Here is a 23548-nt window from a genome sequence, read left to right as displayed (position 1 = left end):
CCGAGGGGCCGCCGGGACGGTCAGGGGGTGGGGGACTGGGCTTGGATGGCGGTGATGGCCACCGTGTTGACGATGTCCTGGACGAGCGCGCCGCGGGACAGGTCGTTGACCGGTTTGCGCAGGCCCTGGAGGACCGGACCGACGGCGACCGCGCCCGCCGAGCGCTGCACCGCCTTGTAGGTGTTGTTGCCGGTGTTGAGGTCCGGGAAGATCAGCACGCTCGCCTGGCCCGCGACGGCGGAGCCGGGCAGCTTGGTCGCGGCCACCGAGGGCTCCACCGCCGCGTCGTACTGGATCGGCCCCTCGACCAGCAGGTCGGGGCGCGAGGACCGGACGAGTTCCGTCGCCTCCCGCACCTTGTCGACGTCCGCGCCCGCGCCCGAGGTGCCCGTGGAGTACGACAGCATCGCCATCCGCGGGTCCACGCCGAACCGGGCCGCGGTGCCCGCCGACTGGATCGCGATGTCCGCGAGCTGCACGGCGTTCGGGTCCGGGTTGACCGCGCAGTCCCCGTACACCAGGACCTTGTCCGCCAGGCACATGAAGAAGACCGAGGAGACGATCTTGGCGTCCGGTTTGGTCTTGATGATCTCGAAGGCGGGACGGATGGTGGCGGCCGTGGAGTGCACCGAGCCGGAGACCATGCCGTCGGCGAGGCCCTCCTGGACCATCAGGGTGCCGAAGTAGTTCACGTCGGCGACCACGTCGTACGCGAGTTCCACCGTGACGCCCTTGTGGGCGCGCAGTCCGGCGTACCGCTCGGCGAAACGCTGCCGCAGCTCGGAGGTCGCCGGGTCGATGAGCTCGGTCGAGGAGAGGTCGATGCCCAGGTCGGCGGCCTTCTTGCGGATGACGTCGACGTCGCCCAGGAGGGTCAGGTCGCAGACGTCGCGGCGCACGAGCACGTCGGCGGCGCGCAGCACGCGTTCCTCGGCGCCCTCGGGCAGGACGACGCGACGGCGGTCGGAGCGGGCCTGTTCCAGCAGCTCGTGCTCGAACATCATCGGCGTGACGCGTCCGCTGCGGGCCACCGACATCCGGTCCAGCAGATCCGACGTGTCGACATGTCGCTCGAAGAGGCCGAGGGCGGTCTCGGCCTTGCGCGGGGTCGCGGCGTTGAGCTTGCCCTCCATGGCGAACAGCTCGCCCGCCGTCGGGAAGGACCTGCCCGGAACGGAGATCACCGGCGTGCCGGGCGCGAGCCGCGAGGCCAGGGTGAGGATCTCCTTGCCCGGACGCTCGTCCAACGTCAGCAGGACGCCAGCGATGGGCGGCGTCCCGGCGCTGTGTGCGGCCAGCGAGCCGACCACCAGGTCGGAGCGGTCGCCGGGGGTGACGACCAGGCAGCCGGGGGTCAGCGCGTTGAGGAAGTTCGGCAGCATCGCGCCGCCGAAGACGAAGTCGAGCGCATCGCGTGCGAGGCCCGCGTCGTCGCCGAGCAGAACCGTTCCGCCCAGCGACTGGGTGATCTGCGCGACCGTCGGCGCCGCCAGCGCGGGCTCGTCGGGGAGCACGTACGCCGGAACCGGCAGGCGGCTGTCGTTGAGGCGCTCGGCGATCTCGGCGCGGTCGGCGGGGGCGACCCGGTTCACGACCAGCGTCAGCACGTCGCAGCCAAGGCTCGCGTACGCGCGAAACGCGTTGCGCGCCTCGGCGCGGACCGACTCGGCCGGCTGCTTCCGGCCGCCGACCACGGGTATGACGGACGCCCCGAACTCGTTGGCCAGCCGTGCGTTCAGCGCCAGCTCGTCCGGGAGCTGGGTGTCCGCGAAGTCCGTGCCGAGGACGAGCACCACCTCGTAGTCCCGGGCCACCCGGTGGAAGCGGTCGACCAGCTGGGAGACCAGTTCGTCGGTGCCCCGCTCCGCCTGGAGTGCGGAGGCCGGCCCGTACTCCATCCCGTAGACCGTCCCCGGATCCTGGGAGAGCCGGTAGCGGGCCCGCAGCAGCTCGAAGAGGCGGTCGGGGCCGTCGTGCACGAGGGGGCGGAAGACACCCACTCGGTCCACCTGGCGGGTCAGGAGTTCCATGACTCCCAGCTCGACGACCTGGCGGCCGTCCCCCCGGTCGATGCCGGTCACGTACACGCTGCGCGTCACGCGTGCTCTCCGTCTCGTCGTCGGTCCGCCACTGCGGCTCGTGCGGGACTCGTACCCCGTCTGCCGCTCCCTGCCGCAGTGAGCAGTGAATTTGCTGAGTTTGTACGGATAGGGTGGTCTTGCACCCTTGACAATACCTTTGGGCATGGCTAGAGCGCCCACTCGGGCGAGGCCCCTGCGAGTATCCGTGAGCGCGAGTGTCATGCGGATCGTGGAACAATCGAAATCGGGCTCACCAGTACCACCAAGAGCAGGAGAGACAGCACGATGCGTATCGGAGTTCTCACGGCAGGCGGCGACTGTCCCGGGCTGAACGCAGTGATCCGGTCGGTCGTGCATCGCGCCGTCGCCGGACACAACGACGAGGTCATCGGGTTCGAGGACGGCTTCAAGGGCCTCCTCGACGGTCACTACCGCCCCCTGGACCTCAACGCGGTCAGCGGCATCCTGGCGCGCGGCGGCACGATTCTCGGCTCGGCCCGGCTGGAACGCGACCGACTGCGCGAGGCCGCCGAGAACTGCGCCGAACTGGCCACCAAGTACGGCATCGACGTCCTCATCCCGATCGGCGGCGAGGGCACGCTGACCGCCGCCCGGATGCTGTCCGAGGCCGGCATGCCGGTGGTGGGCGTACCGAAGACCATCGACAACGACATCAACGGCACCGACCGGACCTTCGGCTTCGACACCGCCGTCGGCGTCGCGACCGAGGCCATAGACCGTCTGAAGACGACCGCCGAGTCGCACCAGCGCGTCATGGTCGTCGAGGTCATGGGCCGGCACGCGGGCTGGATCGCGCTGGAGTCCGGCATGGCGGGCGGAGCCCACGGCATCTGCCTGCCCGAGCGGCCCTTCGAGGTCGACTCGCTGGTCAAGATGGTCGAGGAGCGCTTCGCACGCGGCAAGAAGTTCGCCGTCGTCTGCGTCGCGGAGGGCGCACGACCGGTCGAGGGCACCATGCCGTACGAGAAGGGCGTCATCGACCAGTTCGGGCACGAGCGCTTCACCGGCATCGGCACCCGTCTCGCCGTCGAGCTGGAGGCCAGGCTCGGCAAGGAGGCCCGCCCCGTCATCCTCGGTCACGTCCAGCGCGGCGGCACGCCCACCGCGTACGACCGCGTCCTCGCGACCCGCTTCGGCTGGCAGGCGGTGGAGGCGGCGCACTCCGGGCAGTTCGGCAGGATGACGGCGCTGCGCGGCACGAACATCGAGATGGTGCCGCTCGCGGAGGGCGTCCACGAGCTGAAGAGGGTCCCGGCCGACCGGATGGACGAGGCGGAGTCGGTCTTCTAGCACCGGGCCAAGGGTCCAGGCTGCCCCGGTCGTCCCTCACCCGGCGGACCGGGGCCGTGCCGCGTCGGCCTGGCTCACGCCTATCAGCCCGGCCCCACGCCTGTCGGGTCGCCCGGCCTCACGCCTGTCGGCCCGGCCTCACGCCTGTCGGGTCGGCCCCACGCCTGTCGGGTCGCCCGGCCTCACGCCTGGCGGGTGGCCTCCGCGCGCTCCCAGAAGCGCTGCACGATGCTCTCCAGGAACTCCCGCCCGGCAGCGCCGTCGCCCGCGTCCCCCACACCGCCTCCCCACCCCAGCGTCGCCACCATCCGTGACTGGTAGTCGGCGTGCAGCCGCAGCAGGACGTCCTCCAGCGTGTTCGGGAGCGCGGCCCGCCCCCCGGGGAGCAGCTTGGTGAGGGGGCGTACGTACGCCTGCCAGCGTGTCGTCACCGCGCTCCGCAGGAGTTCGGCGAGCTCCTCCTCCCTCCCGGCCGCCGTGATGAACTGGGCGGGGGACAGGCCGAGTTCGGCGACGAGCGCGGCGGTCTGCCGGTCGTTGCCCCGCCACCGACCGGCCTCCTCCATCCTGAGGTACGCGTCCAGCCCGAGTCCGACCCGGCGTGCCATGTCGTCGGCGCCGAGCCCGTGCGCCGTGCGGTGCTCACGCAACGTGCGCGCGGCGAGCAGCAGCTCGGCGGGGGAGCACCACAGCACCCCGGCCAGCGCGGTCACTTCGCGACCGGTGGGCGTGCGCAGTCCGCGTTCCCATGCGGCGACCAGGTCCGGGCCGATGTCGAGTCCGTACTGCGACTGCAGCCCGTACGCGACATGGCCGTGCGTCATCCCCAGCGCCTCCCGCAGCCGTCGTGCGGCGAGGGCGTCGAAGGGCGGCGGGGCGTCCGGGGCGGGAGTGGCGGAGGGCTGGGGCACCGGGCCCACGGTAGGGCCCGCGGCGGCCCCTGGCTACGGTGCGTTCCCACGAGATCACCCGTCGTGGGAACGTCCGGTGTGCCAACCCGGGGCCTTTTGTGAACTCAACGACCAAAAGGGAACGGCGGGAGGCGTGTGGGTGCATAGTCGCCGGGACGTGCGCCGACGCGTGCGTGGCGAAGACGACGAGGAGGGCTTCCAGTGGCCGGAGCGGGAACAGGATCGGAAGCGGAACGGACGGCTCGGCCTCCGTCGTCGGTCCCCAGGAAGCGGGACCGGTCGCACTACCTCTACATCGCGGTGATCCTCGCCGTCGTCCTCGGCATCGCCGTCGGCTTCGTGTTCCCGGGCGTGGCCAAGGACCTGAAGCCCATCGGCACCGGCTTCGTGAACCTGATCAAGATGCTGATCTCGCCGATCATCTTCTGCACGATCGTGCTGGGCATCGGCTCGGTCCGCAAGGCCGCCAAGGTCGGTGCGGTCGGCGGACTCGCACTCGGCTACTTCATGATCATGTCGACGGTGGCGCTCGGCATCGGGCTGCTGGTCGGCAACATGATCCACCCGGGCACCGACCTCGACCTGGACGCGCACAAGGGTGCGGGCGCCAAGCAGGCCGAGGGCGCGAGCGAGGGGACGGCCGACTTCCTGCTCGGCATCATCCCCAAGACGCTCGTGTCCGCGTTCACCGAGGGCTCGGTCCTCCAGACGCTGTTCGTCGCCCTGCTGGTGGGCTTCGCGCTCCAGGCGATGGGCAGGTCCGGCGAACCGGTGCTGCGCGGCATCGGACACCTTCAGCGACTGGTGTTCCGGATCCTCGCGATGGTGATGTGGGCGGCACCGGTCGGGGCGTTCGGCGCGATCGCGGCGGTCGTCGGCGAGACGGGCGCGAAGGCACTGCAAGCCCTCGCCGTCATCATGATCGCCTTCTACGTGACGTGCGTGCTGTTCGTGTTCCTGGTGCTCGGGGCGATTTTGAAGCTGTGCACGGGCATGAACATCTTCAAGCTGCTCAAGTACCTGGGCCGGGAGTTCCTGTTGATCCTGTCCACCTCGTCCTCGGAGACGGCCCTGCCGAGGCTGATCGCGAAGATGGAGCACCTGGGGGTCAGCAAGCCGGTCGTCGGCATCACCGTGCCGACGGGGTACTCGTTCAACCTGGACGGCACGGCGATCTACCTGACGATGGCGTCGCTGTTCATCGCGAACGCGATGGGGGACCCGCTGAACCTCGGCGAGCAGGTCGCGCTCCTCGGGTTCATGATCATCGCTTCGAAGGGCGCGGCGGGAGTGACGGGGGCCGGGCTGGCCACTCTGGCGGGCGGGCTCCAGTCGCACCGGCCCGAGCTGGTGGACGGGGTCGGACTGATCGTCGGCGTCGACCGGTTCATGAGCGAGGCCAGGGCACTGACGAACTTCGCGGGGAACGCGGTGGCGACGGTCCTCGTCGGGACGTGGACGAAGGAGATCGACCGCGAACGGGCGGGACTGGTCCTGGGCGGCACACTGCCCTTCGACGAACAGACGCTGACGGAGGAAGGGCCCGACGCGGACGCACACACCGCCGAACGCCCGGCACCGGACCTCGTCAAGTCACCGAACTGATCCCCACCCCCGCCGCCGGTCCCGGCCCACGCGGCCCCGCACCCCGACAAGGCGAACGTCTGCCCCCGCCCCGGCCGTCCGCCATCGGTAGCCCCCGGGCGGGGCCGTCCGCCCCCCAGGGGTAGAGCCCTCTCGGGCGAGGTCGCCCACCCTCCTCCCACGGGTGGCCCCTTCGGGCGGGGCCGTCCCCCTCCTCCCGTCGGCAGATCCCTCGGGAGACGGGGCCGCCCCCGGGGGCGCGGGGTTCCCCTGCAAGAGCGAAGCCGAGTGCGGTGGAAGGGCGGACAAACGGGCGGCCCCACCGGAGGACCCGCCCCACGCGCGCCCTCCCCGCACCCGCGCCCCGCACCCCCCGCGACCAGCCCGCGCCCTACGGTCCCCGCCCCGCAACCCCCGCGCCCCGCAACCCCCGCGCCCCGCAACTCCCGCGCCCTGCAACTCGCGCCCTCGGCAACAGCCCGCGCCCCGCAATCCCCGCCCCGCAACCTTCTCGGCCGGCCCGCGCCCACGCCCCAGCCCGCGCTCCCGCCCCGCAACCCCCTCGGCCGCCCCGTCCTACTCCCCGTCCCCCAACAGCTCCGCCACCCTCTCCTCCCGGACCCCCGCCGCCCGCAGCGCCGTCTCCGCCGCCGCGCGCCCCGCGTCCTCCGCCGGGAGAAGGCCCTCGTTGACGGCCTCCATCAGGCCGAAGAGGGACTGCTCGTGGACGTACGCCAGCGCCGCCGACGGCACCCGGGAGGCGAAGACGCCCTCCTCCTGGCCGCGCCGCAGCAGGGCCACGCAGTCCTCCCGTACCGGCGTCAGCCGCTGCTTGATGCCTTCCATCGTGACGCTCCGCTGCGCCATGGCGACCAGCAGCCGGTAGCGGTCGGCGATCCTCCAGACCGCGAGCATCGCCCTGGCCAGCGCCTCCGCCGGGTCGTCGACCCCGGCCCGCGCCGCGGTGTGGGCGGCGATCACCGCTTCGGCCGCTCCGTCGGTGAGCGCGGCGATCAGCGCCTCCCGGCTGGGGAAGTGCCCGTACACCGTCCGCCGTACGACGCCCGCCGCCCGCGCGATCTGGTCCATGCTCGCGTCCGGATCGCGCAGCAGTTCCATGAGTGCGACGTCCATGATGCGGCGGCGGTTCGCGTCCGCCCTGCTTGAGCCGGCGCCGTTGCCTGAGCTACCCGTGGTCATGCCTCCATTTTGCACATTGCTGTGCAGTCACGTAACTTGCACACAGCTGTGTAATTGCACAACGGTGTGCAAAAGAGAAGTCATGTGGGAACAAAGAGGTGGAAAAGCGTGCGTCGTCTGTTCGCGACCCGGCCGGTCGAGGAGATGGACCGGCCCTATCCGAAACGCTGGTGGGCCCTGCTCGTCCTCTGCCTCAGCCTGTTGATCATCGTGATGGCGAACACCGCCCTCACCGTGGCGGCTCCGGACATGACCAAGGACCTCGGGCTGAACAGCGCGGACCTCCAGTGGGTCGTCGACGGCTACACCGTCCCGTACGCCGCGCTGATGCTGCTCCTCGGTGCGATCGGGGACAAGTACAGCCGGCGCGGCGCGCTCGTGCTGGGCCTGCTCGTCTTCGGCGGCGGCGCGGTGGCCGGGTCGCTCGTCGGCAGCGCGGACGGTGTCATAGCCGCCCGCGCGGTGATGGGCGTCGGCGCGGCGATGATCATGCCCGCGACGCTCTCCCTCCTCGCCGCGACCTTCCCGCGCGGTGAACGCGCCAAGGCGATCGTCATCTGGACCGCCACCGCCGGCCTCGCCATCGCCGCAGGACCGCTGGTCGCGGGCGCGCTGCTGGAGAACCACGGCTGGGCCTCCACCTTCCTGATCAACGTGCCCGTCGCCGCCCTCGCGATCGTCGGCGCGTTCACCCTCGTACCGCCGTCCAAGGCGTCCGTGCACGGCCGGATCGACTACGTCGGCGGGCTGCTCTCCGTCGTCTGGGTCGCCGCGCTGATCTACGCGATCATCGAGGGACCGCACTTCGGCTGGGGCGCCAAGGCCATCGGCGCCGCCGTCGTCGCGGGCGTCGGTCTGCTCCTGTTCGTCCTGTGGGAGCTGCGCCATCCGCGTCCCGTGCTCGACGTCCGCCGCTTCCTCGACCGCGGCTTCGCGGGCTCCAACCTCGCCGTCGCGCTCTTCTTCCTGGCGGTCTTCGGCGCGTTCTACTTCCTGACCCAGCACCTCCAGTTCGTGCTCGGCTTCAACGCGCTGGAGACGGGCGTACGGATGCTGCCGCTGGCCGGAGCGGTCTTCGTGGGCTCCGCGCTCACCGGCTTCCTCACCCCGCGACTGGGCATGAAGGTCACCGTCACGGCCGGAATGGTCGGCGGCACGGTCGCGCTCGCCCTGCTCACCCGCGTCGACGCCGCCTCCTCGTACGGCGACTTCGTCCTGCCGCTGGTCATCCTCGGCCTCGCCATCGGACTGGCGCTCTCGCCGTGCACGGACGCGATCATGGGCGCCTTCCCCGAGTCGGAACTCGGCGTGGGCGGCGCGGTCAACGACACCTCGCTGGAGCTGGGCGGCTCGCTCGGCATCGCGGTCCTCGGGTCGGTACTGGCCGGTTCGTACTCCTCGCACCTGGCGGACGGGGTGAACGGTACGAAGCTGCCCGCCTCCGCGCTCGACACCGCGCAGGACTCCGTGGGGGCCGGGTACGCGGTCGCACAGGGCATCGGCGAGAAGGCGCACGCACTCGCCGGGCAGGCAGCGAAGGCGGCCTCCCCCGAGCAGGCCGCACAGCTCAAGGGGCAGGCCGGTCAACTGGCCGACGGGGCGAGGGACATGGCGGACGCGGTCGGCTCCGCCTTCTCCGACGCGGTGGCGCACACCAGCCTCGTCGGGGCGGTGGTGCTCGGCGCGGGTACGGTGCTGGTGGCGCTGCTGCTGCCGGGCCGCGCGGGCCGGAAGTAGCGGCACCCCGGCAACGGGGCGCCCGGCCCGGCGCGACGCGTCGGGCCGCCCGCCCTCGGCAAGGTCCGGCGCCCGGTGCGACCGGAACGCCGCGTCAAGTGAACCGAAGGATATTCACTCGTACGGGCCGATCCTGTATGGGTAACCGATTCTGCTTCGAGTCGAACGCATACGTTCGTGGGGGCCATCCCAGACCCCGGTGAGTCCGCCAGAGAGTGCAGCAGTCGCCGATCACCTGGGGTGGAACCATGCCGGAACCCGTTGCCCACACGTCCCTGGAAGCGCTGCGGACGGGCGATGCCCTCGTCCTCAGGATCACCGGCGAACTGGATCTCCACGCCGCCCTCCACCACGGCCCCCGGATCGACCGGGCCCTGGTGGCCCGACCGTCGCGCACGGTGGCCGACCTGCGCGGGCTCACCTTCCTGGATTGCAGCGGGCTGAGCCTGCTGATCCGGGTGCGGCGGCAGGTCGCCCGGTGGGGAGGGGAGTTCACGGTGTACTGCCCGAACCGGAACGCCCTCAGGATCCTGCGGTACGTGGACGTGGGGCCGCCCCTGGATTTCGTCGAGCAGCTCCCGGAGCCCTCGCTGTCCTGACCCCGGCCCCGAGCCTGACCCCGGCCCCGAGCCCGCCGCTCCGGATGCGTCCCGGGCGGGAGTCCGGGGCGAAAACAGAAGTACCCCGGCGCGTTGACAGCCGGGGTATTTCTCTGCGTATATTGGACGTTTCCATGACTGAACTCGAAAAAGGCCATGGAGAAGCGCCATGACCAGAGACTAGCCCAGTGGGGGAAGCCTTGTCAACCGAGGAATTGTCAACCGGTGAACTGCGGCAGGAACAGCAGTTCATCGACGGCCTCTACGCACGTCTCGACGAGCTTCGCGGCGAGGCCGAGGCGCTGGTGCAGGGGTCGTTCGCGCAGAGGGGCAACGGCCTCCAGGCACGCGTCGAGCGCGAGGTGACCGTCCAGGAACGCTCCGGCGAACTGGCCGCGCTGAACTCGGTCGAATCGGGCCTGTGCTTCGGCCGCCTCGACTTCGGCGGCACCGAGGGCGGCACCACCCACCACATCGGCCGTACGGGCATCCGCCGGGACGACGCCGAGCGCACCCCGCTGCTCGTCGACTGGCGCGCCCCGGTGGCCCGCCCCTTCTACCTCGCCACCGGCCACACCCCGATGGGGCTGCGCCGCCGCCGGCACCTCACCACCCGGGGCCGCACCGTCACCGCCCTGCACGACGAGATCCTCGACCTCGGCGACACCACCCGCACCGGGCACGAGGACCCCAGCGGCGACGCCGTGCTGCTCGCCGCCCTCAACTCCGCCCGCACCGGCCGGATGGCCGACATCGTGCAGACCATCCAGGCCGAACAGGACCGCATCATCCGCGCCCCGCACCGCGGCGTCCTCGTCGTCGAGGGCGGCCCCGGCACCGGCAAGACCGCCGTCGCCCTGCACCGCGCGGCCTACCTCCTGTACGCGCACCGCGAGCAGCTCGCCCGCCGCGCCGTCCTGATCGTCGGCCCCAACCCGGCCTTCCTCGGCTACATCGGCGACGTCCTGCCCTCCCTCGGCGAGACCGGCGTCCTCCTCGCCACCACCGGCGAACTCTTCCCCGGCGTCACCGCCACCGGCACCGACACCCCGGCGGCGGCAGCGGTCAAGGGCCGCGTCGGCATGGCGGACGTCCTGGCCCGCGTCGTACGCGACCAGCAGACCGTCCCGGACACCGCGCTGGAGATCCCGCACGAGCAGTGGACGCTCCACCTGGAGCGCACCATGGCCGAGGACGCCCGCCACCGGGCCCGCGCCACCGAGCTCCCGCACAACCTGGCCCGCCCGCACTTCGGCCGGTACGTCCTGGACGCGCTCACCGCGCAGCTGGCCGACCGCGTCGGCCGGGAACCGTACGAGGCCATCGCCGAGGAACTGGGCGAGGAGATCCCCGAGGGCAACATCCTCAGCGCCGCCGACATCGAGCAGCTCGGCAAGGAGATCGCCGCCAACCCGGACGTGACGGCCGCGATCGACGGCCTGTGGCCGGAACTCACCCCGCAGCAGCTCGTCACCGACTTCCTCGCCGACCCCGGCGCCCGGCTCTCCGCCGAGGACGCGGCGGCGGTCCGCCGGGAGGGCGGCGCGTGGACCCCCGCCGACGTTCCCCTCCTCGACGAGGCCGCCGAACTGCTCGGCCAGGACGACCACGCGGCCCGCGCCGCCGCCGCCCGCGAGTACGAGGAACGGGTCGCCTACGCACAGGGCGTGCTGGACGTGTCGTACGGCTCGCGCACCTACGAGTTCGAGGACCTCGACGACGAGGAGTCCGAGGTGCTCTCGGCACACGACCTCATCGACGCCGAACGGTTCGCCGAACGCCACGACGAGGCCGACCACCGCAGCGCCGCGCAGCGCGCCGCCGCCGACCGCACCTGGGCGTTCGGCCACATCATCGTCGACGAGGCGCAGGAGCTGTCCGCGATGGCGTGGCGGCTGCTGATGCGCCGCTGCCCCACCCACTCGATGACCCTGGTCGGGGACCCCGCGCAGACCGGGGACGCGGCGGGCTGCGGCTCCTGGAAGGAGATCCTCGACCCGTACGTCGGCAACCGCTACGAACACACCCGGCTCGGCGTCAACTACCGCACCCCGGCCGAGATCATGGAACTCGCCGCGCACGTCGTGCGCGCCGCCGACCCGTCCTTCGTGCCACCGAGTTCGGTCCGCTCCACCGGCGTGCCCCCGTGGACCCGGCGGACCACCGCCGAGGATCTGCCGCGTGCGGTCGCGGACGCGGTCGCTGAGGCGCGGGCGTCCGTGGAGGCGGGCGGACGGCTGGCCGTCGTCGCCCCGGCCGCCCTGCTCCCCGCCCTCGCCGAAGCGCTGCCCCACGCCTCGTGCGGCACGGAGCCCGACCTCACCGCCCCGGTCGTCCTGCTCGCCCCGCACCAGGCCAAGGGCCTGGAGTTCGACACGGTGATCGTGGCGGAGCCGGACCTGATCGGGTCCGGCTCCCCGCGCGGCACGGGCGACCTCTACGTGGCGCTGACCCGGGCCACGCAGCGGCTCGGCCTGGTGCACACCGAGCCGCTCTCCTTCGCGCGGGCCGTCACGCCGGCCTGAACCAGACCGTCGCCAGCGGCGGCAGCGTGACCCGCAGGGAGGCCGGCCGGCCGTGGTGCCCGGTCGCCTCCGGCTTCAGCGGTTCCGTGTGCTGGATGCCGCTGCCCCCGTAGCGGGCGGCGTCCGTGTTGAGGACCTCCGCCCAGGCGACCACGTCGTCCGGCACGCCGATGGGGTAGTCGTGCCGGACGACCGGCGAGAAGTGGGACACCGCGAGCAGCGGGCTGCCGTCGGCGTCGTACCGCAGGAAGGCGAACACGTTGTCCTCGGCGGCGTCGCCGGCCACCCAGGCGAACCCCTCGGGCACGGTGTCCCGCTCCCACAGGGCCGGGGTGGCGGAGTACGTCGTGTTGAGGTCGCGGACCAGGTCGCGCACGCCCCGGTGCTCGGCCTCCGCCCCGTACGAGGGGTCCAGCAGCCACCAGTCGGGCCCGTACGCCTCCGACCACTCGGCGCCCTGCGCGAACTCCTGCCCCATGAAGAGGAGTTGCTTGCCGGGGTGGGACCACATGAAACCGAGGTACGCGCGGTGGGTGGCGCGCTGCTGCCACCAGTCGCCGGGCATCTTGCTCACCAGGGAACGCTTGCCGTGCACCACCTCGTCGTGCGAGATGGGCAGGCAGTAGTTCTCGCTGTACGCGTAGACCATCGAGAAGGTCATCTCGTGGTGGTGGTACTTGCGGTGCACCGGCTCCTTGGCGACGTAGCCGAGGGAGTCGTGCATCCACCCCATGTTCCACTTCAGGCCGAAGCCCAGGCCCCCGAAGCCGCCGGGGCCGGTGTGGTGGGTGGCACGGGTGACGCCGTCCCAGGCGGTGGACTCCTCGGCGATGGTGACGACGCCCGGATTGCGGCGGTAGACGGTCGCGTTCATCTCCTGGAGGAAGGCCACCGCGTCGAGGTTCTCACGCCCCCCGTGCTGGTTGGGCACCCACTGGCCCTCCTCGCGCGAGTAGTCGAGGTAGAGCATCGAGGCGACCGCGTCCACGCGCAGGCCGTCGACGTGGAACTCCTCGCACCAGTAAGTCGCGTTCGCCACCAGGAAGTTGCGCACCTCCTTGCGGCCGTAGTCGAATTCGAGCGTGCCCCAGTCGGGGTGCGCGGACTTCAGCGGATCCTCGTGCTCGTACAGCGGGCGGCCGTCGAACTCGGCGAGCGCCCAGTCGTCGCGCGGGAAGTGTGCGGGCACCCAGTCGACGATCACCCCGACCCCGGCCCGGTGCAGGGCGTCGACGAGGAAGCGGAAGTCGTCGGGGCCGCCCATCCGGGAGGTCGGCGCGTAGAACCCGGTGACCTGGTAGCCCCAGGACCCGCCGAAGGGATGCTCGGCGACCGGCATCATCTCGACGTGGGTGAAGCCGAGGTCGGCGACGTAGGCCGGAAGCTGCTCGGCCAACTGACGGTACGTCAGTCCCGGACGCCAGGAGGCCAGATGCACCTCGTACACGGAGAACGGCGCCTCGTGCACCGGACGCGCCGCCCGCGTCGCCATCCACTCGGCGTCCTGCCACTCGTAGTCCGAGTCGGTCACCACCGACGCGTTCGCGGGAGGCACCTCGGTACGCCGGGCCATCGGGTCGGCGCGCATCGTGAACGAGCCGTCGGGCCGGGTGATCTGGAACTTGTACAGCGCCCCCTCGCCGACCCCGGGCAGGAACAGCTCCCACACCCCGGTCCCGCCGAGCGAACGCATCGGGTACCCGGTGCCGTCCCAGTAGTTGAAGTCGCCGACGACGCGCACCCCGCGGGCGTTGGGCGCCCATACGGTGAAGCGGGTGCCGGTGCAGGACTGGTGGACGAGCGGCTGCGCGCCGAGCGCCTTCCACAGTTCCTCGTGCCGGCCCTCGCCGATCAGATGCAGGTCGAGGTCGCCGAGCGCGGGCAGGAAGCGGTACGGATCGTCGACCTCGATCTCGTTGTCGTCGTAGGTGATCAGCAACCGGTACTCCGGCACGGCGTCCAGCGGCACCACCCCGGCGAAAAACCCGTCGCCCTCGTCCAGGAGCTGGGCGCGCATTCCGTCGGCCAGGACGGTGACGGCCTTCGCGTACGGCCGCAGCACCCGGAACACGACGCCGCCGCCGGTCTCGGGACGCGCGCCCAGGACGCCGTGCGGCTCGTGGTGGGTTCCGGACAGCAGTCGGCCCCGGTCGTCGGCGCCGAGCGGAGGCGCGGGCTGCACGCCCTGGCCGGGGGCGGGCGCGTGCCCGCCCTGTTCGGGAAGGGGCGCGGGGGACGCGCTCCGGCCGGGGAGGGGCACGGGCGCGTCGGCGGGGCCCGGCTTGGCGGGCGCGACGGCGACGGCGCCGGGTTCGGTGGGAGCGGTGACGGTGGCAGGGCGTTCGGCGGGTGCGGGTGCGGTGGCCGCGGGAGTGAGGTCCGAGGCGGCGGGCGCGGGGCCCGTGGCGGGGGCTTCGTCGGCCGTGGGACCGGTGGCGGTCCCGGCGGCGGCGGGGTCCGGCTTGGCGGCCTTGCCCGTCCCGGCCTTGGCCGACCTCGGCTTGGGGGCCTTCGGCGCCTTGGCGGCCTTGGGCACCTTCGGGGCCTTCGGTGCCTTGGGTGCGGCGGCGGGCGTGGCCGCCGCGGGTGTGGTGCGGCGGGTCGGCCGGGGGGTCTCCTCGCCGGGCGGCGGGGTGGAACGGGGGGTCACGGGTGCATCCTCCTCAGGAGCTCAGCAGAGAGGTCGTGCCGGGGGGTCAGGTGGTCGCCAGGCGCTGGACCGCCGCCATCGGCACCGCGAGCCAGTCGGGCCGGTGCCGGGCCTCGTAGAGCACCTCGTACACCGCCTTGTCGGTCTCGTAGGCCCGCAGCAGTTCGGGCATGGAGCGCGGATCGGCGCCGGCGACGGCCGCGTACCCCTCGCAGTAGGCGGCGCGGCAGCGCTGGGCCCACTCGGGGTTCCACGGCTGGTTGGTGCGGGCCGCGTAGTCGAAGGAGCGCAGCATTCCGGCCACATCCCGGACGACCGGCTGCGGGCGGCGGCGCTCAGTGATCGATTTCGCCGGCTCGCCCTCGAAGTCGATCACCGACCACTCGCCGTCGCCGTTGCGCAGTGCCTGCCCGAGGTGCAGGTCGCCGTGCACCCGCTGGGCGGCGACCGCGGGACCGGCGCTGCTCAGGCTTCGTAAGGCGTCGAAGGCCCGTCGCAGGCCCGGCGCGTACGGGAGGAGCGCGGGCACCGCCTGGACGACCGTGTCCAGGCGTTCGGTCATCTGGTCGGCGAGCAGGTCGGTCTGCGGGCGGCCCAGGGTGAGCGTCGGCAGCGCGTCGGCGAGCGCGGTGTGCACCTCGGCGGTGGCCCTGCCCAGCGCGTGGGCCTCGTCGGTGAAGTCCCGCCCGTCGGCCAGGTGGCTGAGGGCGAGCTGCCACCCGTCCCGGGCCTCGCGCAGGAAGGGTTGCAGCAGGCCCAGGGTGTACGGCTGGTAGGGGTCGTCCGGATTCGCGCCCTCGAACCAGGCGACCGGTTCGGGGACCCGCGCGCAGCTCTGCTGGGCGAGAGCGAGCGGCAGCTCCAGATCGGGGTTGGCGCCGGGGTGCAGTCGCCGGAAGATCTTGAGGATGAACGTATCTCCATAGACCAACGAGGAGTTGGACTGTTCGAGCCCCAGGACGCGCGGAGCGAGTCCGGCCTGTACGTCGGCCTTCGGCTCCTTCTCGAAGCGGAGCGACCCGAGCGGACCCGGCACCCGCAGCCGTTCGAGCAGCAGGGTGGCGAGTCGTGGATCCTCCATGGCCTCGTACACGCTGTGTCCGGACAGCGGCCCGTCCGGCACCTGACCGATGAGCGAGGACGCGAGGGAGGGCGGCAGCGACCGGCGCACGCCGAGCAGGAGCTGGTAGCAGTCGGCCGGCGGTGGCGCACCGCGGGAGCCCGACGGCGGCGCCGTCTGCGGCTGATGCGCCCGTACGAGGAGATGCAGCAGCCCGGGGGAACCGGTCAGGGGCATCAGCTCGGTCGCCGACACCAGGGTGAACCGGTCGACCGGGCGCCCCTTGCCCGCGAACCACCGCTGCCTGGGCAGCCACTCGTGGAGCAGTGGGGCCAGAGAGGCGAGCAGGGCGGACGAGGCGTGCGGGGGGACCGAGGGAGCGGTGAGCGGCGGGACGGCTGTCGGCAGGGAGGTGTGCGGCGAGGCGGAGGGTGCCTCGGACATGGCATCGCGTCCTTTCCCCGGGCACACCTGGGAATGTGCGGAGTGTCCCGGATCGCGGCAAAGCTGTCCGGCTGTACGGGACTTGACGGGTACGCGGGTGACGTCGTCGGTGCGACGTGCGAAATCTGTGCGACGTACGAAAGTGAGGGTGCCCCCGGCGGGACGGGGAAAACGGTACCGCCGGGGAGCTGACTTTCCGTAGCGGCTCGCCGCTGCCCTCAGAGCTTCCGCTTCGGCGGCCGGACCAGCGAGGTCTGCGCCTTCCGCAGCCGGAACCAGTAGAAGCCGTGCCCCGCCAGGGTCAGCAGATACGGCAGCTGGCCGATCGCCGGGAAGCGGACCCCGCCGATCAGCTCGACCGGATGGCGGCCGTTGAATGCCTGGAGGTCGAGTTCCGTCGGCTGGGCGAACCGCGAGAAGTTGTGCACGCACAGCACGAGGTCGTCCTCGCCGTCCCTCGTGGAGGGGGCCTCGCGGAGGAAGGCGAGCACGGCCGGGTTCGACGAGGGCAGTTCCGTGTACGACCCCAGTCCGAAGGCCGGGTTCTGCTTGCGGATCTCGATCATCCGCCGGGTCCAGTGCAGCAGGGACGACGGCGAGGTCATGGACGCCTCGACGTTGGTCACCTGGTAGCCGTACACCGGGTCCATGATCGTCGGCAGGGACAGCCGGCCCGGGTCGCAGGAGGAGAACCCGGCGTTGCGGTCCGGCGTCCACTGCATCGGCGTGCGCACCGCGTCACGGTCGCCGAGCCAGATGTTGTCGCCCATGCCGATCTCGTCGCCGTAGTAGAGGATCGGGGAACCCGGGAGCGACAGCAGCAGCGCGGTGAACAGCTCGATCTGGTTGCGGTCGTTCTCCAGCAGCGGCGCGAGGCGACGGCGGATGCCGATGTTGGCGCGCATCCGCGGGTCCTTCGCGTACTCCGCGTACATGTAGTCGCGCTCCTCGTCGGTGACCATCTCCAGGGTCAGCTCGTCGTGGTTGCGCAGGAAGATGCCCCACTGGGCGTTGTGCGGGATCGCCGGGGTCTTGGCGAGGATCTCCGAGACCGGGTACCGCGACTCGCGCCGCACCGCCATGAAGATCCGCGGCATCACGGGGAAGTGGAACGCCATGTGGCACTCGTCGCCGCCCTTGGAGAAGTCGCCGAAGTAGTCGACGACGTCCTCCGGCCACTGGTTCGCCTCGGCCAGCAGCACGGTGTCCGGGTACGAGGCGTCGATCTCCGCCCGTACCCGCTTGAGGAAGTCGTGGGTGCGGGGCAGGTTCTCGCAGTTGGTGCCCTCCTCCTGGTAGAGGTAGGGCACCGCGTCGAGCCGGAAGCCGTCGATGCCGAGGTCCAGCCAGAACCGCAGCGCGGAGATGATCTCCTCCTGCACCCGGGGGTTCTCGTAGTTGAGGTCCGGCTGGTGGGAGAAGAAGCGGTGCCAGTAGTACTGCTTGCGGACCGGGTCGAAGGTCCAGTTGGACGTCTCGGTGTCGACGAAGATGATCCGGGCGTCCTGGTACTGCTTGTCGTCGTCCGCCCAGACGTAGTAGTCGCCGTACGGCCCCTCCGGGTCGCTCCTGGACTGCTGGAACCACTCGTGCTGGTCGCTCGTGTGGTTCATGACGAAGTCGATGATCACGCGCATGCCGCGCTGGTGCGTGGCGTCGACGAACTCCACGAAGTCGGCGAGGTCGCCGAACTCCGGCAGCACCGCAGTGTAGTTGGAGACGTCGTAGCCGCCGTCGCGCAGCGGCGACATGAAGAACGGCGGCAGCCAGAGGCAGTCGACGCCCAGCCACTGGAGGTAGTCCAGTTTGGCGGTGATGCCCTTGAGGTCGCCGACTCCGTCTCCGTTGCTGTCCTGGAAGGACCGGACGAGGACTTCGTAGAAGACCGCGCGCTTGAACCACTCGGGGTCGCGGTCCTTGGCGGGGGTGTCCTCGAACGTGTCGTGGACGGGCTCGTTGACGATCATGTGGGTGACCCTCCGGTCAGCGGGGACGGTCGCAGGGTGACGAGGTGCCCGGGCGTCCTGCCCGGCTCCAGGCGCACGTACGTGGCCCTGCCCCAGTGGTAGGTCTCGCCGGTGAGCTCGTCGCGCACCGGGACGGTCTCGTGCCAGTCGTGGCCGAGCGCCGGCATGTCCAACGAGACCGTGGCCTCCTGGGTGTGGTGAGGGTCGAGGTTCACGACCACCAAAACGGTGTTCGATTCCCCGTCGCCTCTGGTGCCGCTCTTCGAATAGGCGAGGACGTGCTCGTTGTCCGTGTGGTGGAAGTGGACGTTCCGCAACTGCTGGAGGGCGGGGTTCCTGCGCCGCAGCCGGTTCAGCTTGGTGATCAGCGGCGTGATCGTGCGGCCCTGGCGCTCGGCGGTCTCCCAGTCCCGGGGCCTGAGCTGGTACTTCTCGGAGTCGAGGTACTCCTCGCTGCCCTCCTTGGCCGGAACGTTCTCGCACAGTTCGTAACCCGCGTACACGCCCCAGGAGGGCGACATGGTCGCGGCCAGCACCGCCCGCACCTCGAACGCCGGACGGCCGCCGCGCTGGAGGTAGGCGTGCAGGATGTCGGGGGTGTTCACGAAGAAGTTGGGGCGCATGTACGCGGCCGTCTCGTGCGCCAACTCCAGCATGTACTCGGTCAGTTCCTGCTTGGTGTTGCGCCAGGTGAAGTAGGTGTACGACTGCTGGAAGCCGACGGCGGCGAGGGTGCGCATCATCGCGGGCCGGGTGAACGCCTCGGCCAGGAAGATCACGTCGGGGTCGGTGCGGTTGATCTCGCCGATCACCCGTTCCCAGAAGACGACCGGCTTGGTGTGCGGATTGTCGACACGGAAGATCCGCACGCCGTGGCCCATCCACAGCCGCAGGATCCGCAGCGTCTCGGCGACCAGCCCGTCCATGTCGTGGTCGAAGGCGATCGGGTAGATGTCCTGGTACTTCTTCGGCGGGTTCTCGGCGTAGGCGATGGTGCCGTCGGGCCGGTGGTGGAACCACTCCGGATGCTCGGTGACCCACGGGTGGTCGGGGGAGCACTGGAGGGCGAAGTCCAGGGCGACCTCCATGCCCAGGCCGCGGGCGACGGACACGAAGTGGTCGAAGTCCTCGAAGGTGCCGAGGGCGGGGTGGACGGCGTCGTGCCCGCCGTCCTCGGAACCGATCGCCCAGGGCACCCCGGGGTCCGAAGGGCTCGCCGAGAGGGTGTTGTTCGGGCCCTTGCGGAAGGTCCTGCCGATCGGGTGGACCGGCGGCAGGTACACCACGTCGAAGCCCATGGCGGCGACCGCGGGAAGCCTCTCGGCGGCGGTGCGGAAGGTCCCGCTGACGACGGGCCCCGGGGCGGCCCGCGCGGCCCTCCCGCGGCCGGCGACGCCCGCCTCGGGCACGTGCGCGCCCTCGGAGCGCGGGAACAGCTCGTACCAGGAACCGAAGAGCGCCCGCCTGCGCTCGACGAGCAGCGGCAGCGGCGCGGAGGCGGACAGGGGCTCGCGCAGCGGGTGGCGGCTCAGCGCGGCGTCCACCTCGGGGGTGAGGGCGGCGGCGAGCCGGGCGGCGACCGGACGGTCGGTGTCGCGCAGGGCGTCCACGGCGGCCAGCACCGCCTCGCGGCCGTCCCGCTTCGGCACGCCGAGCGCGGCCCGCTCGTACAGCTCTGCGCCCTCGGCGAGGACCGTCTCGGTGTCCTGCCCGGCCGGGATCTTGATCCGGGCGTGATGTCGCCACGTCGAGACGGGGTCCCCCCACGCCTCCACGACGTACGACCACAGGCCCTCGGCGTCCGGGGTCACGTCCGCGCCCCACCGGTCGGTGCCCGGGGCCAGCTCCCGCATCGGGGTCCAGGGGCCGGGCCGGCCCCGGGGATCGAGCAGCACCACGTTGGCGGCCACGGCGTCGTGGCCTTCACGGAAGACGGTGGCGGAGACCTGGAACGTTTCTCCTGCCACCGCCTTGGCCGGCCTTCTGCCGCCGTCCACGGCGGGAAGGACGTCCAGGACGGGGATACGACCGATCATGGGCTCACCTGTCCGTGATCACTGGGCTGACGGGGGTGGGGCGGGGGCGGAGCGGGGCACCCGTTCAGACGTTCTTCTGATGAGTACCGGGGGGAGACTTCCCCTACACATCGGGGGATCAATCCGGTGCCCTGTCAACTACTGGCGCGTAACGGCGCGTGCCCCGGACGGCGCACCGAAAACGGCCGGACCTCGCCGGAAGCGACGGGACTCGTTCACTCAACTGCCTTTTCCGGTCAGTCATTTGTTGGCTCGAAGGCGAGGCCGGGCAGGCGCCGCCGGAGCCCTTCGCCCCCTCCCGGTCACCCGGCCGGTGGACACACCGCTCACCTCGGCGGGCGCGGTCCATCCGTGGTCGGCCGGGGGACGCCGCACCGTCGGCGGCACCCGGACGGCCGCGCCGGGACCCCGGGGCCGAATGGACGACGCGCCGAACGGCACGTGCCCCGGTCGAACCGATCGGACCCCTTCCGGGCAGCGGGTTCCCGCGGGCCGCACCGCCGCCCCCGATGCGCCCCCCGACCGCCCCCGCCCCCGGGAAATGCGGCCCGCGCGGGCCGGGTGCCGCAGCGGCGGAACCGGTCGCCGCGTTCGGGAAGGGGTGCGACCGGCACCGGGCGGAGAGCCCGTCGCCCCCGCCCGCCGGTCGTGCGCCGTGGATCGTGGACGGAGAACGGCATTACCTTCGGAGGGGGAAACCACGGCCGCGCCGTCACCGCGCGTCCGTGCCCCCGTGCTGCCCGGAACCCACTGACCCTGCTGCTCCTGCGAAGGTGGTCACGTCACGTGAAGGCAATTCGTCGGTTCACCGTCCGTCCCGTCCTCCCCGATCCGCTCCGCCCGCTCAGCGACCTCGCCCGTAACCTGCGCTGGTCCTGGCACTCCGAGACCCGGGAGCTGTTCCAGTCCATCGACCCCGCGGGATGGCAGGCCTCCGGCGAGGACCCGGTACGGCTGCTGGGGAGCGTCTCCGCCGCCCGGCTGGCCGAGCTGGCCGAGGACCCGCGGTTCCTGCGGCAGCTGGAGACCGCCGCCGACGGCCTCGCCGACTATCTGCACGGCAGGCGCTGGTACCAGAGCCAGGAACACGAAGGCGGTGAACTCCCGCGCGCCCTGGCCTACTTCTCGCCCGAGTTCGGCGTGACGGCGGCCCTGCCGCAGTACTCGGGAGGTCTCGGCATCCTCGCCGGGGACCACCTCAAGGCGGCCAGTGACCTCGGGGTGCCGCTCATCGGGGTCGGCCTGCTCTACCGGCACGGGTACTTCCGGCAGTCCCTGTCCCGGGACGGCTGGCAACAGGAGCACTACCCGGTGCTCGACCCCAACGAGCTGCCGGTGAGCCTGCTGCGCGAGGACGACGGGACGCCCTGCCGGATCTCCCTCGCGCTGCCCGGCGGACGCGCGCTGCACGCGCACGTCTGGATCGCCCGGGTGGGCCGGGTCCCGCTGCTCATGCTGGACTCCGACGTCGAGGAGAACGGACCGGGGGAGCGGGACGTCACCGACCGGCTGTACGGGGGCGGCAGCGAACACCGGCTCCTGCAGGAGATGCTGCTGGGCATCGGCGGGGTGCGTGCGGTACGGGCGTACTGCCGCCGCACCGGGCACCCCGAGCCCGAGGTGTTCCACACCAACGAGGGCCACGCCGGCTTCCTCGGCCTGGAGCGCATCCGCGAACTCGGCGAACAGGGGCTCGACTTCGACGCCGCGCTGGAGTCCGTGCGGGCCAGCACCGTCTTCACCACCCACACCCCCGTCCCGGCCGGCATCGACCGCTTCGACCGCGAGCTCGTCGCCCACCACTTCGGCGACGATGGGGAGTTGGCGGGGGTCGACGTGGCGCGCGTCCTCCAGCTCGGGATGGAGACGTACCCCGGCGGCGAGCCGAACCTCTTCAACATGGCAGTGATGGGCATGCGGCTGGCCCAGCGGGCCAACGGGGTCTCCACGCTGCACGGTTCGGTCAGCCGCGAGATGTTCTCGGGTCTGTGGCCCGGCTTCGACCCCGACGAGGTGCCGATCACCTCCGTGACCAACGGGGTGCACGCCCCGACCTGGGTGGCTCCCGAGGTCGTCCGGCTCGGGGCCCGGCAGATCGGGGCGCGCCGCACCGAGGACGCGCTGTCCGTCGGCGGTTCCTCCCGCTGGGACGCCGTCGCCGACATCCCCGACGCCGAGGTGTGGGAGCTGCGCCGGGCGCTGCGCGCGAACCTGGTCGACGAGGTGCGGAGCAGGCTGCGCGCCTCCTGGCTCCAGCGGGGCGCGGTCGACGCCGAACTCGGCTGGATCGACGGGGTGTTGGACCCCGACGTCCTCACCATCGGCTTCGCGCGCCGCGTCCCCTCGTACAAGCGGCTCACCCTCATGCTGCGCGACCGCGACCGGCTGATGGAACTGTTGCTGCACCCGGAGCGGCCCATCCAGATCGTGGTGGCGGGCAAGGCGCATCCGGCGGACGACGGCGGCAAACGGCTCGTGCAGGAGCTGGTGCGGTTCGCCGACGACCCGCGCGTCCGCCACCGCATCGTCTTCCTCCCCGACTACGGGATGCGGATGGCGCAGAAGCTCTACCCCGGCTGCGACGTGTGGCTGAACAACCCGCTGCGCCCGCTGGAGGCGTGCGGCACCAGCGGGATGAAGGCCGCGCTCAACGGCTGCCTCAACCTGTCGGTGCTGGACGGCTGGTGGGACGAGTGGTTCGAGCCCGACTTCGGCTGGGCCATCCCGACCGCCGACGGCCTCGCGACGGACGAGGACCGCCGCGACGACCTGGAGGCCAACGCCCTGTACGACCTGATCGAACAGCGCGTCGTCCCCCGCTTCTACGAGAAGGGCCGCGAACAGCTTCCCGACCGCTGGATCGAAATGGTCCGCCAGACCCTCACCACCCTGGGGCCCAAGCTGCTCGCGGGGCGGATGGTGCGCGAGTACGTGGAACGCCTGTACGCGCCGGCCGCCCGCGCCCACCGGGCGCTGAACCCGGACGCGGCCCGGGACCTGGCCCGGTGGAAGGCACGGGTGCGGGCCGCCTGGGCCGGGGTCGCCGTCGACCACGTGGAGGCCGTCGCCGCCACCGCCGTCAACGGGACGGCGGAGCTGGGCTCCACGCTGTCGCTGCGGGTACGGGTCGGGCTCGGGGACCTGGCGCCGGACGACGTGGAGGTGCAGGCCGTCGCGGGCCGGGTGGACTCCGAGGACCGGATCACCGGCGCCCAGGGCTTCCCGCTGAAGCCCGCCGCCGGTCCCGACCTGGAGGGCCGCTGGACGTACGAGGGTCCGCTCGCCCTCGACCGGACCGGCCCGTACGGGTACACGGTGCGGGTGCTGCCCGCGCACCGGCTGCTGGCGAGCGGCGCCGAGACCGGGCTGGTCGTGCTGCCCACCGAGGCGACGGGCGAGGGCGCGGGCGTGCTGATGCGCTGAGCCGGTGCCACCAGTGGTGC

13 protein-coding genes are annotated in these 23548 nt (G+C 71.9%); 6 read left to right on the top strand and 7 right to left on the bottom strand.

Annotation, left to right across the window (positions count from 1 at the left end; all coding sequences use genetic code 11):
• Nucleotides 1–20 precede the first annotated feature (20 nt).
• Entirely contained in the window at nucleotides 21–2099 is a 2079-nt protein-coding gene (gene pta, locus ACQPZG_RS10850) for a phosphate acetyltransferase (RefSeq protein WP_433545594.1), read from the bottom strand.
• Between the two features lie 267 nt (nucleotides 2100–2366).
• Between pta and ACQPZG_RS10845 the strand changes: the two genes are divergently transcribed.
• Nucleotides 2367–3392, top strand: coding sequence for an ATP-dependent 6-phosphofructokinase (locus ACQPZG_RS10845; RefSeq protein WP_433545593.1), 1026 nt, complete (start codon nucleotides 2367–2369; stop codon nucleotides 3390–3392).
• Nucleotides 3393–3574: 182 nt separating this feature from the next.
• On the opposite strand, the gene ACQPZG_RS10840 is transcribed toward ACQPZG_RS10845, so the two are convergent.
• Nucleotides 3575–4216 carry an XRE family transcriptional regulator gene (locus tag ACQPZG_RS10840; RefSeq protein WP_433549355.1) on the bottom strand — a complete coding sequence of 214 codons (642 nt, stop codon included), beginning with the start codon at nucleotides 4214–4216 and terminating at the stop codon, nucleotides 3575–3577.
• Between the two features lie 381 nt (nucleotides 4217–4597).
• Here ACQPZG_RS10840 and ACQPZG_RS10835 point away from each other — a divergent pair, with 381 nt between their 5' ends.
• Nucleotides 4598–5908: a cation:dicarboxylate symporter family transporter gene (locus ACQPZG_RS10835; protein ID WP_433549354.1), complete on the top strand. Its 1311-nt coding sequence runs from the start codon at nucleotides 4598–4600 to the stop codon at nucleotides 5906–5908.
• Nucleotides 5909–6463: 555 nt separating this feature from the next.
• Here ACQPZG_RS10835 and ACQPZG_RS10830 read toward each other — a convergent pair.
• Nucleotides 6464–7087, bottom strand: coding sequence for a TetR/AcrR family transcriptional regulator (locus tag ACQPZG_RS10830; protein WP_433545592.1), 624 nt, complete (start codon nucleotides 7085–7087; stop codon nucleotides 6464–6466).
• Between the two features lie 144 nt (nucleotides 7088–7231).
• Between ACQPZG_RS10830 and ACQPZG_RS10825 the strand changes: the two genes are divergently transcribed.
• From ACQPZG_RS10825 to ACQPZG_RS10815, 3 genes are all read left to right on the top strand, one after another.
• Nucleotides 7232–8824 (top strand): MFS transporter, encoded by a 1593-nt coding sequence (locus ACQPZG_RS10825; RefSeq protein ID WP_433549353.1) that lies wholly within the window; start codon nucleotides 7232–7234, stop codon nucleotides 8822–8824.
• Nucleotides 8825–9072: 248 nt separating this feature from the next.
• Complete coding sequence (locus ACQPZG_RS10820; RefSeq protein WP_433545591.1) at nucleotides 9073–9423, top strand: STAS domain-containing protein; 351 nt, start codon at nucleotides 9073–9075, stop codon at nucleotides 9421–9423.
• Nucleotides 9424–9653: 230 nt separating this feature from the next.
• A complete protein-coding gene (locus ACQPZG_RS10815; RefSeq protein ID WP_433549352.1) occupies nucleotides 9654–11948 on the top strand; it encodes a HelD family protein in 2295 nt (764 codons plus the stop codon).
• On the opposite strand, the gene glgB is transcribed toward ACQPZG_RS10815, so the two are convergent.
• The 4 genes from glgB to ACQPZG_RS10795 all read right to left on the bottom strand — a co-directional run bounded on the left by glgB (nucleotide 11935) and on the right by ACQPZG_RS10795 (nucleotide 20105).
• A complete protein-coding gene (gene glgB / locus ACQPZG_RS10810) occupies nucleotides 11935–14598 on the bottom strand; it encodes a 1,4-alpha-glucan branching enzyme (RefSeq protein WP_433545590.1) in 2664 nt (887 codons plus the stop codon). The genes ACQPZG_RS10815 and glgB overlap by 14 nt on opposite strands.
• A gap of 46 nt (nucleotides 14599–14644) precedes the next feature.
• Complete coding sequence (locus ACQPZG_RS10805; protein WP_433545589.1) at nucleotides 14645–16102, bottom strand: maltokinase N-terminal cap-like domain-containing protein; 1458 nt, start codon at nucleotides 16100–16102, stop codon at nucleotides 14645–14647.
• A gap of 218 nt (nucleotides 16103–16320) precedes the next feature.
• On the bottom strand, nucleotides 16321–18069 hold the full coding sequence (treS, locus tag ACQPZG_RS10800) for a maltose alpha-D-glucosyltransferase (protein ID WP_433545588.1): 1749 nt from the start codon (nucleotides 18067–18069) through the stop codon (nucleotides 16321–16323).
• Nucleotides 18066–20105: a maltotransferase domain-containing protein gene (locus ACQPZG_RS10795; protein ID WP_433545587.1), complete on the bottom strand. Its 2040-nt coding sequence runs from the start codon at nucleotides 20103–20105 to the stop codon at nucleotides 18066–18068. Before ACQPZG_RS10795 ends, treS begins: the two co-directional genes overlap by 4 nt.
• A 786-nt stretch (nucleotides 20106–20891) precedes the next feature.
• Between ACQPZG_RS10795 and glgP the strand changes: the two genes are divergently transcribed.
• Nucleotides 20892–23528 (top strand): alpha-glucan family phosphorylase, encoded by a 2637-nt coding sequence (glgP, locus tag ACQPZG_RS10790; RefSeq protein ID WP_433545586.1) that lies wholly within the window; start codon nucleotides 20892–20894, stop codon nucleotides 23526–23528.
• Nucleotides 23529–23548 lie beyond the last annotated feature (20 nt).

Source organism: Streptomyces sp. CA-294286, assembly GCF_050947155.1.
In the GTDB taxonomy this organism is placed as follows: domain Bacteria; phylum Actinomycetota; class Actinomycetes; order Streptomycetales; family Streptomycetaceae; genus Streptomyces.
The sequence above is the reverse complement of the archived record's forward strand: the minus strand, read 5'-3'. Positions and strand labels throughout refer to the sequence as shown.

Coding starts and splice junctions, on each gene's coding strand:
- ACQPZG_RS10845 (WP_433545593.1), top strand. CDS start 2,367: ATGCGTATCGGAGTTCTCACGGCAGGCGGCGACTGTCCCGGGCTGAAC.
- ACQPZG_RS10840 (WP_433549355.1), bottom strand. CDS start 4,216: ATGACGCACGGCCATGTCGCGTACGGGCTGCAGTCGCAGTACGGACTC.
- ACQPZG_RS10830 (WP_433545592.1), bottom strand. CDS start 7,087: ATGACCACGGGTAGCTCAGGCAACGGCGCCGGCTCAAGCAGGGCGGAC.
- ACQPZG_RS10825 (WP_433549353.1), top strand. CDS start 7,232: ATGGACCGGCCCTATCCGAAACGCTGGTGGGCCCTGCTCGTCCTCTGC.
- ACQPZG_RS10820 (WP_433545591.1), top strand. CDS start 9,073: ATGCCGGAACCCGTTGCCCACACGTCCCTGGAAGCGCTGCGGACGGGC.
- ACQPZG_RS10805 (WP_433545589.1), bottom strand. CDS start 16,102: ATGTCCGAGGCACCCTCCGCCTCGCCGCACACCTCCCTGCCGACAGCC.
- treS (WP_433545588.1), bottom strand. CDS start 18,069: ATGATCGTCAACGAGCCCGTCCACGACACGTTCGAGGACACCCCCGCC.
- ACQPZG_RS10795 (WP_433545587.1), bottom strand. CDS start 20,105: ATGATCGGTCGTATCCCCGTCCTGGACGTCCTTCCCGCCGTGGACGGC.